Consider the following 14,403-nt stretch of genomic DNA (forward strand, 5'->3'; position numbering starts at 1 on the left):
CCCTCCCCCCCCCCCGATCAGTCCCCCCATTTCCCCCCGCGCCGCGGCCTCAGCGGCAAGGATGGGCGGGAACGATTCTTCGGCACCGGGGGGAGCCACCCATGAACCGTCCGCTGCGGCACATAGCCGTCTTCTGCGGGATCCTCACTCTCGCCCTGCTCCTGCGGGCGACATGGGTGCAGTTCGCGGAGAACGACGAGCTGGCGAACCACAAGAACAACCGCCGCGTGCAGATCGAGGCGTTCTCCCACCCCCGCGGCGACATCATCGTCGGCGGCAAGTCCATCACCGGCTCGAAGGAGACCCCCGGGTCCGACTTCAAGTACAAGCGGGTCTTCAAGGAAGGCCCGATGTACGCGCCGGTGACGGGCTACTTCTCGCAGGCCCAGGGCGCCACCTTCCTGGAGGGCGTCCACAACGGCATCCTCAGCGGCAACGACGACCGGCTCTTCATCAAGCGCACCCTCGACATGCTGACCGGCGAGAAGCAGCAGGGCGGCGACGTCGTCACGACCATCGACCCCAAAGCGCAGAAGGCCGCCTACCAGGGCCTGGTGGACCTGAACGCCAAGGGTGCGGTGGTCGCCCTCGACCCCCGCACCGGCAAGGTGCTCGCCATGGCAAGCACGCCCTCGTACGACCCCTCGGTCTTCGCGGGCATCTCGATCGCCGAGGGCAAGAAGTTCAAGGAGCTCGGCGACCGCAAGGACAAGCCGCTGAGCAACCGCGCGCTGCGCGAGATCTACCCGCCGGGCTCCACCTTCAAGATCCTCACCGCTGCCGCCGCCCTGGAGCACGGTGTCGTGACGGACATCGACAAGCCGACGGGCGCGGAGACCCCGTACAAACTCCCCCTCAGCTCCACCCGCATCGGCAACGACGTGCCCGACGCCAACTGCGACAAGGTGTCGATGAAGACCGGCATGCAGTGGTCCTGCAACAACGTCTTCCTCGACATCGCGCTCAAGGTCGGCAAGGACAAGATGCGTGAGACGGCGGAGAAGTTCGGTTTCAACGAAGAGCAGTTCATTCCCGTGCGTGCCGTCGCCAGCAGCTATCCGGAGAAGCTCGACAAGCCGCAGACCGCGCTGACCGGCATGGGCCAGGGCAGCCTGACCAGCACCCCGCTGCAGATGGCGATGGTCACGGCGGGGCTCGCCAACGACGGCAAGGTCATGAAGCCTTACCTGGTCGAGGAGTTGCGCGGCCCCGACCTCTCGGCGATCGAGAAGGGCGAGCCGCACGAGCTGAACCAGGCCGTCTCCGAGAAGACCGCGAAGACCGTCCAGGAAATGATGGAGAACACCGTCGAGAACGGCACGGCGAACAAGGCGAAGATCGACGGCGTCACGGTGGGCGGCAAGACGGGCACGGCCCAGCACGGCGCGGACGTCAACGACGAGCGGCCGTTCGCGTGGTTCGTCTCGTACGCCAAGAACAGCAAGGGCGAGTCCCCCGTCGCCGTCGCCGTGTTCGTCGACCCGTCCAACATGAACATCCCGCGCTCGGAGATCGCGGGCGGCAAGCTGGGCGCGCCGATCGCGAAGGCGGTCATGGAGGCGGTCCTGGAGCGCTGAGGCCTACGCCTGCCACGGCAGCGGCCTGCTGTGCAGTACGTCGAGACGGGACACCGCGCGGGTCAGCACCACGTACAGCCGGTGCAGCCCGCGCGCCTCGGCCTCCGCCACGGCCGCCGGTTCGGCGGCGACGACGTGGTCGTACTCCAGACCCTTGGCGAGGGATGCCGGGCACACGGTCACGCGCGCGCCCAGCTCGTCGGGCCCCGCGCTCGGGATGCCCGCGGCGTCCAACGCCGTGCGCAGCCGCTCGACGTCGTGGTCGGCGGCGATGACCCCGATGGACCCCTCCTGCCCGAGCGCGTCCCGCACCGCCCCCACCACACCAGCCGCCACGTCCGCCACCTCCCGCACCCGCAACTCCCCGTCCCCGCGCATCGAACGGGCGGGCGGTACGTCCACGTCGAGCCGCCCCAGCAGCTCGTTGGCGAGCCCGACGACGGCACGCGGCACCCGGAAGCCGGTGGTCAGCGGCGTCACCGTGGCGTCCGGCTTGCCCAGGTGACCGAGCACCTCCGCCCAACTGCGCGCGGCCCAGGGCGTGGTGGCCTGCGCGAGATCGCCCAGCACCGTCAGCGAACCGAAGTCCGAGCGCCGCGCGATGACGCGGCACTCCATGGGTGAGAGGTCCTGCGCCTCGTCGACGACGATGTGCCCGTACCCGGCGGGCCGCTCAAGGAGCCCCTCGATCTCATCCATCAGAACGAGGTCGGCGGCGCTCCACTTCGCGGACTTGTACGAGCGCGGAGGCCTGGCCCACAGGATCGCCCGCTGCTCCGCATCCCCGAGGATCCCCGCGGCCGCCTCGGCGAGCGCTTCCGCGTCCCCCAGCACCCCCGCGAGCACCTCGTCCGCGCGCACCCGGGGCCAGGCCGCGTCGACGAAGGCGCTGACGGACCTGGCCCGTCCGATCTTCTGCACCCACGTGTTGTTCTGCGGCCCCGCCCGGCGCTCGGCCTGCTCCTGGATGGCCCGTACGACCCGGCTGCGCACCCGCTCGCGCCCGACGGCGTACGGCGGCTCCTCGCGCCGCACGTCCTCGACGATCCGTTCGAGCTCACCGAGCGGGACCCGCCACCGGTACGACCCGTCGGCCACCGCGACCGGCTCCGCGGGCGGTGCGACGCGCACGTACAGCGCCCGTCGCAGCACCTCGGCCATCCGGGCGTCGTGCTTGACGACGGCGGCCGCCTCGTCGTCGTGGGCGCGCACGGGGTGCCGCCCGATCTCGTCCTGCACGGTGGACTGCCGCACTCCGGTCTCCCCGAGCGAGGGCAGCACCTCGGCGATGTACCGCAGGAAGGTCCGGTTGGGCCCGAGGATGAGCAGCCCCGAGCGCTGGACGCGCTGCGGGTGCGTGTAGAGGAGATAGGCGGCGCGGTGCAGGCCCACGGCGGTCTTGCCGGTGCCGGGGGCGCCCTGCACGCAGACGGAGGCGGCGAGTTCGCCGCGGACCAGGTCGTCCTGCTCGGGCTGGATGGTGGCGGCGATGTCGCGCATGGGGCCGACGCGGGGCCGCTCGATCTCCCCGGCGAGAATGCGGCTCTCCTGAGCCTGCTGCCCCTCCCCACCCTCCGCACCTTCGCCCAGGGACTCGTCCTCCATCCCGGTGAGGTCGCTCGACTCCCCCTTGCTGCCGGGCGACCAGCCGAACCGCCGCCGGACGGCGACGCCCTGCGGGTCCCGGGCACCGGCCTGGTAGAAGGCGCGGGAGACGGGGGCGCGCCAGTCGACGACGAGGGGCGGAGCGGAGGGATGCTCGCTGATGCGCAGCCGCCCGACGTAGTACCGCTGCCCCCGGTGATCACCGGCACCACCCCCGGCAAGGAATCCCTCCCCTTGGGCGAAGTCCAGCCGCCCGAAGAACAGCGGCGCCTCCGGCAGCTCGCGCATGGCTTTGGCATGGCTCCGGAACTGGTACCCGAGCACCTCGGCGTCGGCACCGGACGCGGACACGTCGGCCCCGCCGACCACCCGCTCCTCGGCGCCTTCGACCATGCGGGCCAGGGCGGCGCGGCAGGCGTCGTGGTAGCTGCGTTCCTGGGCGAGGGCGTCGGGTGTCGTCGTCATGGCTCCAGAATAATGTAACCGAGTTAAATTTGTAACCGAGTTCCAAAGCCCCGCTACACTCCCCTCATGAGCCCTGCCGACGAGACCACCGCAGACGAAGGCGCCCCGGCCGCGAGCGCCACCGGGAGCCCGACGGGGCTGCGCGCCCGCAAGAAGCAGCGCAGATACGAGGCGATCTCGGAGACGGCGATCGCCCTGTTCCTGGAGAAGGGCTTCGAGAAGGTGTCCGTGGCGGAGGTGGCGGCGGCGGCCGAGATCTCCAAGCCGACCCTGTTCCGCTACTTCGCGTCCAAAGAGGACCTGGTCCTCCACCGCTTCGCCGACCACGAGGACGAAGCGGCCCGCACGGTGGCCGCCCGCCCCGCCGGGCACACCGCACTCGACGCCCTCCACCACCACTTCCTGGACGGCCTGGAGCGCCACGACCCGGTCACGGGCCTCAACGACGCCGAAGGCGTCCTGGCCTTCCACCGCCTCCTCTACGGCACCCCGTCCCTGGTGGCCCGCCTCTACGGCTACCAGGACCGCTCCGAACAGGCCCTGGCCACCGCCCTGCTGACCGCCCACGGCGGCAACCCCCTGGAGGCCCGCCTGGCCGCGGCCCAGATCGTGGCCGTCCACCGCATCCTCGCGGAGGAGACCTGGCGCCGCGTCTCGGCGGGCGAGCCGGTGGACGAGGTCCACCGGGACGCGGTCACAGCCGTCAACGGCGCCTACGCCCAACTGCGTTCAGGCCTGGCCCGCTACGCCTGATCCGGCGCCGAGATCCCGCCCGAACGGGCCCGCGCACCACTCCCTAAGAGCGCTCTCGGCGACCCCCTCATCCGGCACCGAATCCAGCTTCAGCGGCTCCGCCGCCCGCCGTACCGCACGGCAGACCCGCGCCGCCGCGGCCGCGAAGTCGGCGGGGCCCGGCTCGGCCGGGAGGGCGGCCAGGTCGAGGGCGGCCCGCATGATGTCGGGGAAGACGGACTGGGCGTACTCGAAGTCCAGGTAGACGGGCAGGTCCGTTGCCATGCCCTCCGTCATGGCGGCGTGGCCCGCCTGCTCCATGCCGTCGGCCCACAGCTCCTTGACGCGGGTCTGCTCGTCCTTCTCGTAGTCCATGCGGACCACGTGGATGGCGAGGTCGTGCAGGGGGTCGCCGAACATGGCCAACTCCCAGTCGATGACCGCCAGTTGCCTGCGGTCGACGACGACGTTCGCGCGGTGGACGTCGGTGTGCAGCAGGCAGAAGGGCCTCGGCGTCAGCCGTGGGCGTTCGGGGTCGTCGCGGAAGGCGGCCATGGCGTCGCGGCGCACCCCGACCGCCGAGAAGAGCGCGTCGAACCGCTCCCGGTTGGGCTCGTGCACCCGCTTCTCGGTGAAGTCGACGAGCCACCGGAGGAACTCCTCGCTCTGCCCGGACTCCGGCCAGTCGGCGGGTCTGGGCGGCAGGTCCTCCTCGGGCACGGCCGCGGCCCGCGCGAAGAACTCGGCGAAGGAGCGCAGCATCGCCTCCCCGACGGGCCCTTCGGGCTGCACCTCGGAGAGCGCACGACCGGCCCGGTAGGAGTGCAGCGACCAGTCGCCGAAGTCCCGGAAGCAGCGGGGCACTTCCTTCAGGTGCCTGCTGACCACCGCGAGCAGTTCGGGCTCGCTCGGCCAGATGCGGGGCACCACCTCCACCGCGGCGCGCGGCATCCGGCACTTGACCCGGGCCCTGAAGGGCATCGTGCGCAGCAGCAGGGCGAGGGACCAGCCGAGCGGCACGACGTAGTTGATGTTGTGGTGACCGGTCACGACCTGGCGGTCCGGGCGGTCCCGGTGCAGATCTGCGAGGTGTCGGATCCACGCCTCGCGACGCCCGGTCTTCGGCGCCTCGTGGGGGGTGCGAGGCGGAGGTGGCGACATGAGCGCAGAGGGTATCCGCTGCACGGAACCGTTCCTGCCGCATGCCACATAGTGGACATCGGCGTGGCGCTGGATTGCTCTCGCCTGCTCCTTTAGGGCGCCTTGGTGCGCCCAATGGCGTATACAACCCTGGAGAGTTGTTCGAGAGAGTCGACCAGGTGTTCCGCGCCCGCCTCCCGCAGCAGCTTCGCCTTGTTCTCGTTACGCGCGTAGCCGAGGAAGTGCACGCCCGCCCGCTGCGCCGCCACGCAGTCGGACGGCGTGTCACCGATCATCAGGGTGGCTCCCCGCTCCGCCCCCATGGCGTGCAGCGCCCGCTCGACGCAGTACGGATCGGGCTTGAGTCTGCTGAGGTCCTGGGTGCGGCCGTATATGTGGGGGGCGAAGCAGTCCAGGGTGCCGCGCTTCTCCAGGTAGCTGACCACCGCGCACGGCGCGTTGTTGGTCGTCACCGCGAGCCGGACGCCGAGCGCCGTCCAGGTGCGGATCAGCGGGTCGACGTACGCGGTCGGCATGGCCGTCGCCACGGCCGCAAGCTCCTGCCGGGTGAGCCACTGCTCCAGCTCGACGACCAGGTCGCTGCGGGGGTGGCGGCGGTCGACGGCGCGCAGCACGACGTAGGGGTCGGGCTGCTTCTTCTCCTCGGCGGTGAGCAGCCCGCGCAGCCCGCGCTCCTTCAGCCACTGGACCAGGTCCCGCGCCACCGCGGCCGCGGGGCGCCCGGCGAAGAGGCGGCAGATGGGCCCGTCGAAGTCAAAGAGGACGAAGTGGACGGGCGTGACCACCTTCCGCAGCAACTCGGCCTCATCTGCGGCCGGTTCGGGCTGCGTCGCTTCGGATCGCGTCGAATCTGATGTCATTTAAGAGAGTGTCAGGTCAGTGGTGATGGTTTCCCAGAGGGCGTCGAACCAGTTCTGCGACTCGTCGACGAATACGGTGTCGCGAGAGGTGTCGCCGGTCTTCTCGAAGGAGAAGACGGGAGCCTTGATGCCCCCCGCGTCCCAGATGTCCATCGTCTCGGTCGCCCCGTCGGGCACTTCCAGCTCCACCGACATGGGCGCCAGCGTGTAGTACGCCAGCAACGCCTCCCGCCCGTTCAGCAGATACAGCTTCACCGGCGTGGTGAACGGCAGCGCGCGGAACGTGACCTCCACGTCGATTCCGTGGGAGGCCCGCAGCGCGCGCAGGTTGTGCCGCAGCACCTGGCCCTGCGCGTTGCGCTGCGCGTGCCAGCGCTGGTGGAGCCGCTCCCTGCCGCCCTCGCCGCCCTCCACCGGCACGGGGAAGGCCAGCTCGATGTCGCTGCTCGGCAGCAGGATCCGCGCCTTGATCGACTCGGGGCGGAGGCTGCCCTCGTGGATGAGGCGGACCGACTCGCCGAGCGCCATCATCAGGGTCTCCGCGGTGTACGAGACCACGTCGATGCGCACATGCGGCTCCGCGAAGGCCGCCGCGAGGCGCGGGCCCAGCGCGACCATGGACGGCTGGGGGTCCTTGCCCGCGGGGAGCGCGGTCGACTCCGCCACCCGGGGCGGACTCCCCTTGCTCACGTTGGACAGCAGGCCCTCGGCCTGGAGCTTCTTCATGGCCTGGCGCACGGCGCCGCGTTCGACGCCGAACTCCTCGGCCAGCTCCGCCTGGGTCGGCAGGCGTTCTCCCGGCCTGAGTTCGCCCGCGCGGATGCGTTCGCGGAGGGTGTCGGCGATGTCCTGGGGACTGAGTCTTCTTCTGCTGCTGCCGTTCACTGCCACGTTCTCCTGGGTCACGACCAGACGATACAACTGACCGCCATCTCTGGGGAGTTGCGGCCAAGTTGTTTATGGACTCTCACCAAGTGGGGACAACCTCAACAGAGTTGGTTGCCAACTGGCTCAAGATGGCAGAAGGAGGAACCACCATGCCCGCCATAGCCCTCCTCGCAGCCGTGGTCGCTGTCGCCCTGGAACAGCTCGTGCAGTGGAAGTACGGCCCGATGGGCATCGTCGGCCTCCTTCTGCTGACCGTGGGCGTCAAGGCGAAGAATCCCACGTGCAGTTCCATCGGAGCCGTCGTCCTCGCCCTGATGGTGACGGGTCCGGCCGGCTGATCCGGCGGAGCAGGCGGTCGGCCGCCACCCCTGCGGGGAACTCCCGGGGTGCTCAGCCCGCCGCCAGCTCCAGGTCCTGACTGATCGTGTTCCAGAGAGCGTTGAACCACAGATGGGACTGTTCCACGAACGTCGTGTCCCGCAGCCCGTCCCCCTCCTTGAACGGAAAGAGCATCGACTGCGTGCCCTGCGCGTCGTACATCTCCAGGGACTCCTGGCCGATCTCCTCGTCCCGCTTGGTGAGCGTGTAGTAGGCGAAGAGCGCCTCCGCGCCGTTGATCAGGTACAGCTTCACGGGCGGTGTGAACGGCAGCGCCCGGAACTGCACCGATACGTCGATCCCGTGCGAGGACCGCAGCGCGAGCAGGTTGTGGCGCAGCACCTGCCCCTGTGCGTTGCGCTGGTCCAGCCAGCGCCGGTGCACCCGGTCGCCCTGGTGGTCCCCTCCGTCGACCGGTGCCGGGAACGCCAGGTCGATGTCCCGGCTCGGCAGCAGCACCCGGACGTCGACCTTGGCCGGTTTCCGCCGTCCGGCGTGGATCTGCCGCAGCGGTTCGCCGATGGCCATGGTGAGGGAGATGGACGTGAGGCAGAGGGCGTCTATCTCCACGTGTGGCGCATCGAACGCGGCTGCGATGCGCGGAGCCAGGCCGACCATCGTGGGCTGCGGACGCACCTCGCCGGGACCGGCGGAAGCACGCTCCGCGGCGTCCGCGACCGTGGCGGGACTGCCCTTGGAGACATTGGACAGGAGATGCTCACGGTGCAGGATGCGCAGCGCCTCACGCACCGCTCCACGCTCCACACCGAACTCGTCGGCCAGCTCGGCCTGTGTGGGCATGCGCTGACCGGGCCGCAGCGACCCGGTCCTGATCCGGTCGCGCAGCACGTCGGCAACCTCTCGGTGGCTCCGCTGCGCTCGCTTGCGCCCATTGACGGCGGCGTGTTCGGTGCTCACAACCAAACAGTACAACTTCGCGCCATCTTAGGGGAGTTGCAGGAAAGGTGGTTATGAGTCGACTCCTAGCGGAGATAAGTCAGTTGAAGTTGGTAGCCAACTTCGGCGATATGGTCCGACCCTCCCGGGGTTGGCCACCAGCCGTCGGCAGCCGCCCACAAGCACCGCGGAGCGAAGGCCAGTTGGCTATCGATGGAACGGGGTCCGCCGCCCCGATCCCGAAGGAGGGAACGTCATGCCGCTCATCGCCATCGTCGTCGCCGCCCTCGCCATTGGATTCGAGCAACTCGTCCAATGGAAGTACGGACCGCTGGGCATCGTCGCCTTCGTCCTGCTGACCGTCGGAATCAAGGCCAAGAACGTCAAGCTCAGCGGCGTCGGAGCCGGACTCCTCGTCCTGCTCCTCGCCCAGTCGGGCTGAACCGCCCGGCCCACCAGGTTCGGCTGACCGGGCTCCCATCCGGAGGGGAGCCGGGGGTCCGGTCAGCCGTAAGGGGGGCTGAGCCCCGGTCCATCGCTACGGACGGGCCGGGGCTCAGAACATGTCCGGGCACCATGGCCGCCCGGACGTGCGGAACAGGGCGTCGGCCAGCACGGCGACGCCCTTCCGCTCCTCCTCCGTCACCACCCGCGCGCGCTGACCCGCGGGGCTCACAGCAACAGGTCGTCGACCTGCGCCTCGCCCACCCGGTACCGCCGGGCGATCTCCGCCGAGCAGTCGTCCGCCGTGCGCTGCAGCACCTGCCTGCGCCGCGAGACCTGCTGTTCGTACCGGACGAGGCGGCCCATGGCCGTGTCCAGTTCGTCGTCCGTGCGCGCCGCCAGGTCGGAGAGCTCGACCTCGGCGAGCATCTCCGTGGCCAGGAGCCTGGACTCCTCGCCGAGCGGGGTGCCGAGCGTGACGTGCCGGGCCGAGGAGCGGTGGCGGGCCGGGGCGTCCCTGAGGATCTCCGAGAGCCGGTCCACGACCGTCGCCGCCGGCTCGGGCTCCGGCCGGTCGGGTGCCCTGCGGCGCGCGGTCTCGGCCCGCAGGATGTCGATGCGGCCCTGCAGCAGCCGCCGCACATAGCTGAGGTCGGCCTCGTCCTGCTGTGCCCCCCTGCGCAGCTCGCGGAGCTCCGGCAGGCGCAGCGCGGTCAGGTCGTGCTCGGGCCCGTCGGGCAGCAGGCGGCCGCCGGTGCGCTGGGCGGGCGGCCGTGCGGCCTGCGTGCGCATCAGCGAGACGCGGCCCGGTGACTGCCCGGTACTTGAAGTGCTCACCATCTGGCTCTACCCGTCCCCTCGACCGGCCGACGCGGTACACCGCGTGTATGCATGGTGCCACCCCGAGTGGCCGCTATGGGGCCGAGTGCCCGGAATCGGCCCCGGATGGGGGGATCTAGGACCCGTCCCCTGCGCCTCCTGCGGCACGGCATGATGAACGTATGCGAGCAGTGGTGCAGAGGGTCGACGGAGCGAGCGTCGTCGTGACGGGCGAGGACGGCCCCGAGACGGTGGGCGAGATCAGCGGCGAGGGACTGTGCGTCCTGGTGGGCGTCACACACGACGACACCAAGGAGAAGGCCGCCCAGCTGGCCCGCAAGCTGTGGTCGGTGCGCATGCTGGCCGACGAGAAGTCGTGCAGCGACATCGACGCGCCGCTGCTGGTCATCAGCCAGTTCACGCTCTACGGAGACGCCCGCAAGGGCCGCCGCCCCACGTGGAACGCGGCGGCCCCCGGTGATGTGGCCGAGCCCCTGGTCGACGAGGTGGTGTCGCAACTGCGCGCCCTGGGGGCGACGGTGGCGACGGGACGCTTCGGGGCGCAGATGCGGGTGGGCCTGACGAACGACGGCCCGTTCACGGTGCTGCTGGAGATGTGACGGACGGGTCAGGGCTCGACGACGACTTCCTGGGCCGCGGCCGTGTCTCCCGCGATCAGCTCCGCGTCCAGCGGCACATTGCGCTTGACCAGGGCCAGCGCGATCGGCCCGAGCTCGTGGTGGCGGACGGCCGTGGTGATGAACCCCAGCTTCCGCCCCTCGACGCCCTCGCTCGCCAGGTGCAGCGGTGTCCCGGCCGCGGGCAGGTGCACCTCGCTGCCGTCCAGGTGCAGGAAGACCAGGCGGCGCGGCGGCTTCCCCAGGTTCTGGACGCGGGCGACCGTCTCCTGGCCGCGGTAGCAGCCCTTCTGCAGGTGCACCGCCGAGCCGATCCAGCCCAGCTCGTGCGGGATGGTGCGGTGGTCGGTCTCGAAGCCGAGGCGCGGCCGGTGGGTCTCGACCCGCAGCGCCTCGTAGGCGAGGAGACCGGCCGCGGGGCCGTTCCCCTCTGCGTACGTCTCCAGGTCCGCGCGGGGCAGGAACAGGTCGCGTCCGTGCGCGGTCTCGCGTACGGCGACGCCATCGGGGACCGGGGCGATCGAACCGGCGGGCAGGTGGACCACGGCGGTGTCCGCCGTACGGTCGGCGACCTCGACGCGGTAGAAGAACTTCATGCTCTCCAGGTACGCGATGAGCGCGTCCTGCGTGCCTGGCTCGACGTGCGCCCAGGTGGTCTCGCCGTCGTCGACGAGGGAGAGGTGGTGCTCGATGTGGCCGTTGGCGGAGAGGATCAGCGCTTCAGTGGCCCGGCCCGCCGGAAGTTCGCTGACGTGCTGGGTGACCAGCAGATGCAGCCAGCTCAGCCGGTCGGCACCGGTGACGGCGAGCACGCCGCGGTGGGAGAGGTCGACGAAACCGGTGCCGTCGGCGAGGGCGCGCTGCTCTCGGAACAGTTCGCCGTAGTGGGCGGCGACGCCTTCGTCCACGCCCTCGGCGGGGACGGCGCCGGGCAGGGACAACAGGGGGCTCTTCATGTTCACAAAGACTACGACGAGCCCGCGGGCGCGCTTATTCCGCGTCCCCGCACTTCACTCCGCGTCCCGGCTCTTCACTCCGCCTTCCGGCACTTCCCGCACTGACCGAAGATCGCGAAGTGCTTCAGATCGGTGTCGAAGCCGAAGGTCTCGCGCAGCTTGTCGGTGAACTCCGTCGCGATCCCGGTGTCGGCCTCGATGACGTCCGTGCAGTCCCGGCAGACCAGGTGGATGTGGTGGTGCCGGTCCGCCAGGTGGTACGTCGGCGCGCCGTGCCCGAGGTGGGCATGGCTGACCAGGCCCAGCTCCTCCAGGAGCTCCAGGGTGCGGTAGACCGTGGAGATGTTGATCCCCGACGCCGTCTTGCGCACTTCGCAGAGGATGTCGTCGGGGGTCGCGTGTTCCAGGGTGTCGACGGCTTCGAGGACAAGCTGTCGCTGCGGCGTCAGCCGGTAACCGCGCTGACGCAGGTCGCTCTTCCAGTCGGAGTCGGTGCTCGCCACACCCTGAAGTCTAGTTCTACTTGAAGAAAGCGATGCCGTCGTCGGGCAGATCGCCGAGGTTGCGGGCCATGTCGGCGACCTCTTCCGGGGTGACGACCTTCTTCAGCTGGGCCGACATGTAGGGGCGCAGCGGGACCTCGGGGGTCTGCTTCTCGCCGACCCACATCAGGTCGCCCTTCACATAGCCGTAGAGGCGCTTGCCACCGGAGTAGGGGCCGGAGGCCGCGGTGCGCGCGACGGCGTCGGTGGCCAGCTCGATCTGCGGCTTCTTGTCCGCCAGCTCGCCGTACCAGACCTCGACGACGCCGTCGTCCCTGACCATGACGACCTCGACCTTGCGGTTTTTGTCGATACGCCAGAAGCCCGACTCGGACTCCAGGGGCTTCACCTTGTTGCCCTCGGCGTCGAGCACCCAGGTGTACGAGCGGTACTCGATGAAGTCCCGCCCGTCATGGGTGAAGGTGACCTCCTGGCCGAAATTCGCCTTCTCGGCGCCGGGGAAGTCGGTGACGCCCGCGCCCGCCCAGTTGCCGAGGAGCCAGGCGAGGGGGAGGAGGTCGGGGTTCAGGTCGGACGGAATCTCGATCATGGGAAGCTCAGGCGATCTGTGGAGGTGGGGTGAGTGCAGCGCGCGCAGCGCACCATGAGGGGTGGTGGTCGGGCGACGGGTGGGCGGTCAGCGCTGGCCCTGGTACAGCTTCTTCACGGTGAGCCCGGCGAAGGCGAGAACGCCGACGCAGACAAGAACCAGCAGGGCGGAGAAGAAGGCCTCAAGCACGGGGTGCTCCTCGGTGAGCGGTTGGGGCAGGTATTCAGAGCCGGTCCCACTGTAGTCGGGCGGCGCCCGTCCCTCTCTGTGAGGGCCCTCGGGACGTACGCTGGATGTATGTACGCGCGAAGGCGCCATGTGTACTTCGCCATGATGGGGACCTGCATCGGTCTCTTCGTCCTGGCCTGGGGCGTCGTGCGGCTCTGGTCGATCCCCGTCGCCGTCGGGATGTGCGTCGTGGCGATGGTGATCCCGCCGCTGGCGGCCATGGCGGCGAACCGGCGCGGCCCCGACGACCGCTGGTGGGACGACCCCAGCGGGGACGAGAAGTCCGACGAGTGGTGGGACGAGCTCGACGGCAGGCACAAGCGGTAGCGGCACGGGCTGTGACCGGTCGAGCGGTAGCCGAAGGGCCGCACCCCGATCCAGTGGCGTCCAACCCCCTGGGGTGCGGCCCTTCAGCCGTTCTCGGTGCGGTGAGTGATCAGACCGCGATCGCGACCTCCGCGAGGCCACCCGTCTGCGCGACGACCGTGCGGTCGGCGGTGCCGCCGGGGATCAGCGCCCGGAGGGTCCACGTGCCCTCGGCCGCGTAGAAGCGGAACTGTCCGGTGGCCGAGGTCGGGACCTCGGCGGTGAACTCGCCGGTCGAGTCGAGCAGGCGCACGTAACCGGTGACGGGCTCGCCGTCGCGGGTCACCTGGCCCTGGATCGTCGTCTCACCGGGCTTGATCGTCGAAGCGTCGGGGCCGCCGGCCTTTGCTCCACACATGTGTACTCCTGAGGGGGAAGGAAGGTCGGATGACTTACTTGTTGGCGCCGAGCTCGATCGGCACGCCGACGAGGGAGCCGTACTCGGTCCACGAGCCGTCGTAGTTCTTGACGTTGGTCTGGCCGAGCAGCTCGTGCAGGACGAACCAGGTCAGGGCCGAACGCTCACCGATGCGGCAGTAGGCGATGGTGTCCTTGGCCAGGTCGACCTGCTCGTCCTCGTAGAGGGCCTTGAGCTCGTCGTCCGACTTGAAGGTGCCGTCGTCGTTGGCGTTCTTCGACCACGGGATGTTGCGGGCGGACGGGACGTGGCCCGGACGCTGCGACTGCTCCTGCGGGAGGTGGGCCGGGGCGAGCAGCTTGCCGCTGAACTCGTCGGGCGAGCGCACGTCGACCAGGTTCTGCGCGCCGATGGCCGCCACGACGTCGTCGCGGAAGGCACGGATCGAGGTGTCCTGGGGCTTGGCCCTGTAGTCGGTGGCGGGGCGGTTCGGGACCACGTCGCCGTCGACCAGGTCGCGGGAGTCGAGCTCCCACTTCTTGCGGCCGCCGTCGAGGAGCTTCACGTCCTGGTGGCCGTAGAGCTTGAAGTACCAGAAGGCGTACGACGCGAACCAGTTGTTGTTGCCGCCGTAGAGGACGACGGTGGTGTCGTTCGCGATGCCCTTGGCCGAGAGGAGCTTCTCGAAGCCCTCCTGGTCCACGAAGTCGCGGCGGACCGGGTCCTGGAGGTCGTCGGTCCAGTCGATGCGGATCGCGTTCTTGATGTGGTTCTTGTCGTACGCGGAGGTGTCCTCGTCGACCTCGACGATGGCGACCTTCGGGTCCTCGATGTGGGCCTCGACCCAGTCGGCGTCTACCAGGACGTCGCTGCGGCTCATGCTTCTCTCCTCCGGGGCAGTTACGGCGGTGCAAAGGGGCGTGCGCGGCACGGGCGGTG

Annotated in this window: 17 protein-coding genes; 6 read left to right on the forward strand and 11 right to left on the reverse strand. The window is 70.0% G+C overall.

Annotated elements, in window-relative coordinates:
• Positions 1–101: 101 nt before the first annotated feature.
• Positions 102–1,577: a peptidoglycan D,D-transpeptidase FtsI family protein gene (locus AC068B_RS18700; RefSeq protein ID WP_478672642.1), complete on the forward strand. Its 1,476-nt coding sequence runs from the start codon at positions 102–104 to the stop codon at positions 1,575–1,577.
• Between the two features lie 3 nt (positions 1,578–1,580).
• On the opposite strand, the gene AC068B_RS18705 is transcribed toward AC068B_RS18700, so the two are convergent.
• Positions 1,581–3,647: a HelD family protein gene (locus AC068B_RS18705; protein WP_478672643.1), complete on the reverse strand. Its 2,067-nt coding sequence runs from the start codon at positions 3,645–3,647 to the stop codon at positions 1,581–1,583.
• A gap of 66 nt (positions 3,648–3,713) precedes the next feature.
• Here AC068B_RS18705 and AC068B_RS18710 point away from each other — a divergent pair, with 66 nt between their 5' ends.
• The gene (locus AC068B_RS18710) at positions 3,714–4,400 is read left to right on the forward strand and encodes a TetR/AcrR family transcriptional regulator (RefSeq protein ID WP_478672645.1); all 687 of its coding nucleotides are present in this window, start codon (positions 3,714–3,716) and stop codon (positions 4,398–4,400) included.
• Here AC068B_RS18710 and AC068B_RS18715 read toward each other — a convergent pair.
• From AC068B_RS18715 to AC068B_RS18725, 3 genes are all read right to left on the reverse strand, one after another.
• On the reverse strand, positions 4,377–5,540 hold the full coding sequence (locus tag AC068B_RS18715) for a phosphotransferase family protein (RefSeq protein WP_478672646.1): 1,164 nt from the start codon (positions 5,538–5,540) through the stop codon (positions 4,377–4,379). The genes AC068B_RS18710 and AC068B_RS18715 overlap by 24 nt on opposite strands.
• Before the next feature lie 92 nt (positions 5,541–5,632).
• Positions 5,633–6,400: an HAD family hydrolase gene (locus tag AC068B_RS18720; RefSeq protein WP_478672647.1), complete on the reverse strand. Its 768-nt coding sequence runs from the start codon at positions 6,398–6,400 to the stop codon at positions 5,633–5,635.
• Positions 6,401–7,312, reverse strand: coding sequence for a winged helix-turn-helix domain-containing protein (locus AC068B_RS18725; RefSeq protein WP_478672741.1), 912 nt, complete (start codon positions 7,310–7,312; stop codon positions 6,401–6,403).
• 125 nt (positions 7,313–7,437) lie between these two features.
• Here AC068B_RS18725 and AC068B_RS18730 point away from each other — a divergent pair, with 125 nt between their 5' ends.
• Positions 7,438–7,626: a hypothetical protein gene (locus AC068B_RS18730; RefSeq protein ID WP_055567180.1), complete on the forward strand. Its 189-nt coding sequence runs from the start codon at positions 7,438–7,440 to the stop codon at positions 7,624–7,626.
• Between the two features lie 52 nt (positions 7,627–7,678).
• Here the strand turns inward: AC068B_RS18730 and AC068B_RS18735 are convergent, their stop codons facing one another.
• Complete coding sequence (locus AC068B_RS18735; protein ID WP_478672649.1) at positions 7,679–8,590, reverse strand: winged helix-turn-helix domain-containing protein; 912 nt, start codon at positions 8,588–8,590, stop codon at positions 7,679–7,681.
• 229 nt (positions 8,591–8,819) lie between these two features.
• On the opposite strand from AC068B_RS18735, the gene AC068B_RS18740 reads away from it, so the two are divergent.
• Entirely contained in the window at positions 8,820–9,005 is a 186-nt protein-coding gene (locus AC068B_RS18740) for a hypothetical protein (RefSeq protein ID WP_055567178.1), read from the forward strand.
• Positions 9,006–9,235: 230 nt separating this feature from the next.
• Here AC068B_RS18740 and AC068B_RS18745 read toward each other — a convergent pair whose 3' ends face one another.
• On the reverse strand, positions 9,236–9,844 hold the full coding sequence (locus tag AC068B_RS18745) for an RsiG family protein (protein WP_478672742.1): 609 nt from the start codon (positions 9,842–9,844) through the stop codon (positions 9,236–9,238).
• 164 nt (positions 9,845–10,008) lie between these two features.
• Between AC068B_RS18745 and dtd the strand changes: the two genes are divergently transcribed.
• Positions 10,009–10,446 (forward strand): D-aminoacyl-tRNA deacylase, encoded by a 438-nt coding sequence (gene dtd, locus AC068B_RS18750; protein ID WP_478672651.1) that lies wholly within the window; start codon positions 10,009–10,011, stop codon positions 10,444–10,446.
• 8 nt (positions 10,447–10,454) lie between these two features.
• Here the strand turns inward: dtd and ygfZ are convergent, their stop codons facing one another.
• The 3 genes from ygfZ to AC068B_RS18765 form a co-directional block, all read right to left on the reverse strand.
• On the reverse strand, positions 10,455–11,420 hold the full coding sequence (gene ygfZ / locus AC068B_RS18755) for a CAF17-like 4Fe-4S cluster assembly/insertion protein YgfZ (RefSeq protein WP_478672653.1): 966 nt from the start codon (positions 11,418–11,420) through the stop codon (positions 10,455–10,457).
• Positions 11,421–11,494: 74 nt separating this feature from the next.
• The gene (locus tag AC068B_RS18760; protein WP_478672654.1) at positions 11,495–11,923 is read right to left on the reverse strand and encodes a Fur family transcriptional regulator; all 429 of its coding nucleotides are present in this window, start codon (positions 11,921–11,923) and stop codon (positions 11,495–11,497) included.
• A 16-nt stretch (positions 11,924–11,939) separates the two neighbouring features.
• A complete protein-coding gene (locus AC068B_RS18765) occupies positions 11,940–12,512 on the reverse strand; it encodes a heme-binding beta-barrel domain-containing protein (protein ID WP_468564140.1) in 573 nt (190 codons plus the stop codon).
• 297 nt (positions 12,513–12,809) lie between these two features.
• Between AC068B_RS18765 and AC068B_RS18770 the strand changes: the two genes are divergently transcribed.
• Positions 12,810–13,067: a DUF3099 domain-containing protein gene (locus AC068B_RS18770; protein WP_356266817.1), complete on the forward strand. Its 258-nt coding sequence runs from the start codon at positions 12,810–12,812 to the stop codon at positions 13,065–13,067.
• Positions 13,068–13,176: 109 nt separating this feature from the next.
• Here AC068B_RS18770 and AC068B_RS18775 read toward each other — a convergent pair whose 3' ends face one another.
• Both AC068B_RS18775 and AC068B_RS18780 read right to left on the reverse strand, forming a co-directional pair.
• Complete coding sequence (locus tag AC068B_RS18775; RefSeq protein WP_356266819.1) at positions 13,177–13,464, reverse strand: DUF1416 domain-containing protein; 288 nt, start codon at positions 13,462–13,464, stop codon at positions 13,177–13,179.
• 34 nt (positions 13,465–13,498) lie between these two features.
• Positions 13,499–14,344: a sulfurtransferase gene (locus AC068B_RS18780; protein ID WP_478672655.1), complete on the reverse strand. Its 846-nt coding sequence runs from the start codon at positions 14,342–14,344 to the stop codon at positions 13,499–13,501.
• Positions 14,345–14,403: the final 59 nt, after the last annotated feature.

The sequence above is a fragment of the Streptomyces sp. NPDC042371 genome, assembly GCF_056437465.1.

Coding starts and splice junctions, on each gene's coding strand:
- AC068B_RS18700 (WP_478672642.1), top strand. CDS start 102: ATGAACCGTCCGCTGCGGCACATAGCCGTCTTCTGCGGGATCCTCACT.
- AC068B_RS18705 (WP_478672643.1), bottom strand. CDS start 3,647: ATGACGACGACACCCGACGCCCTCGCCCAGGAACGCAGCTACCACGAC.
- AC068B_RS18710 (WP_478672645.1), top strand. CDS start 3,714: ATGAGCCCTGCCGACGAGACCACCGCAGACGAAGGCGCCCCGGCCGCG.
- AC068B_RS18715 (WP_478672646.1), bottom strand. CDS start 5,540: ATGTCGCCACCTCCGCCTCGCACCCCCCACGAGGCGCCGAAGACCGGG.
- AC068B_RS18720 (WP_478672647.1), bottom strand. CDS start 6,400: ATGACATCAGATTCGACGCGATCCGAAGCGACGCAGCCCGAACCGGCC.
- AC068B_RS18730 (WP_055567180.1), top strand. CDS start 7,438: ATGCCCGCCATAGCCCTCCTCGCAGCCGTGGTCGCTGTCGCCCTGGAA.
- AC068B_RS18740 (WP_055567178.1), top strand. CDS start 8,820: ATGCCGCTCATCGCCATCGTCGTCGCCGCCCTCGCCATTGGATTCGAG.
- dtd (WP_478672651.1), top strand. CDS start 10,009: ATGCGAGCAGTGGTGCAGAGGGTCGACGGAGCGAGCGTCGTCGTGACG.
- ygfZ (WP_478672653.1), bottom strand. CDS start 11,420: ATGAAGAGCCCCCTGTTGTCCCTGCCCGGCGCCGTCCCCGCCGAGGGC.
- AC068B_RS18765 (WP_468564140.1), bottom strand. CDS start 12,512: ATGATCGAGATTCCGTCCGACCTGAACCCCGACCTCCTCCCCCTCGCC.
- AC068B_RS18770 (WP_356266817.1), top strand. CDS start 12,810: ATGTACGCGCGAAGGCGCCATGTGTACTTCGCCATGATGGGGACCTGC.
- AC068B_RS18775 (WP_356266819.1), bottom strand. CDS start 13,464: ATGTGTGGAGCAAAGGCCGGCGGCCCCGACGCTTCGACGATCAAGCCC.
- AC068B_RS18780 (WP_478672655.1), bottom strand. CDS start 14,344: ATGAGCCGCAGCGACGTCCTGGTAGACGCCGACTGGGTCGAGGCCCAC.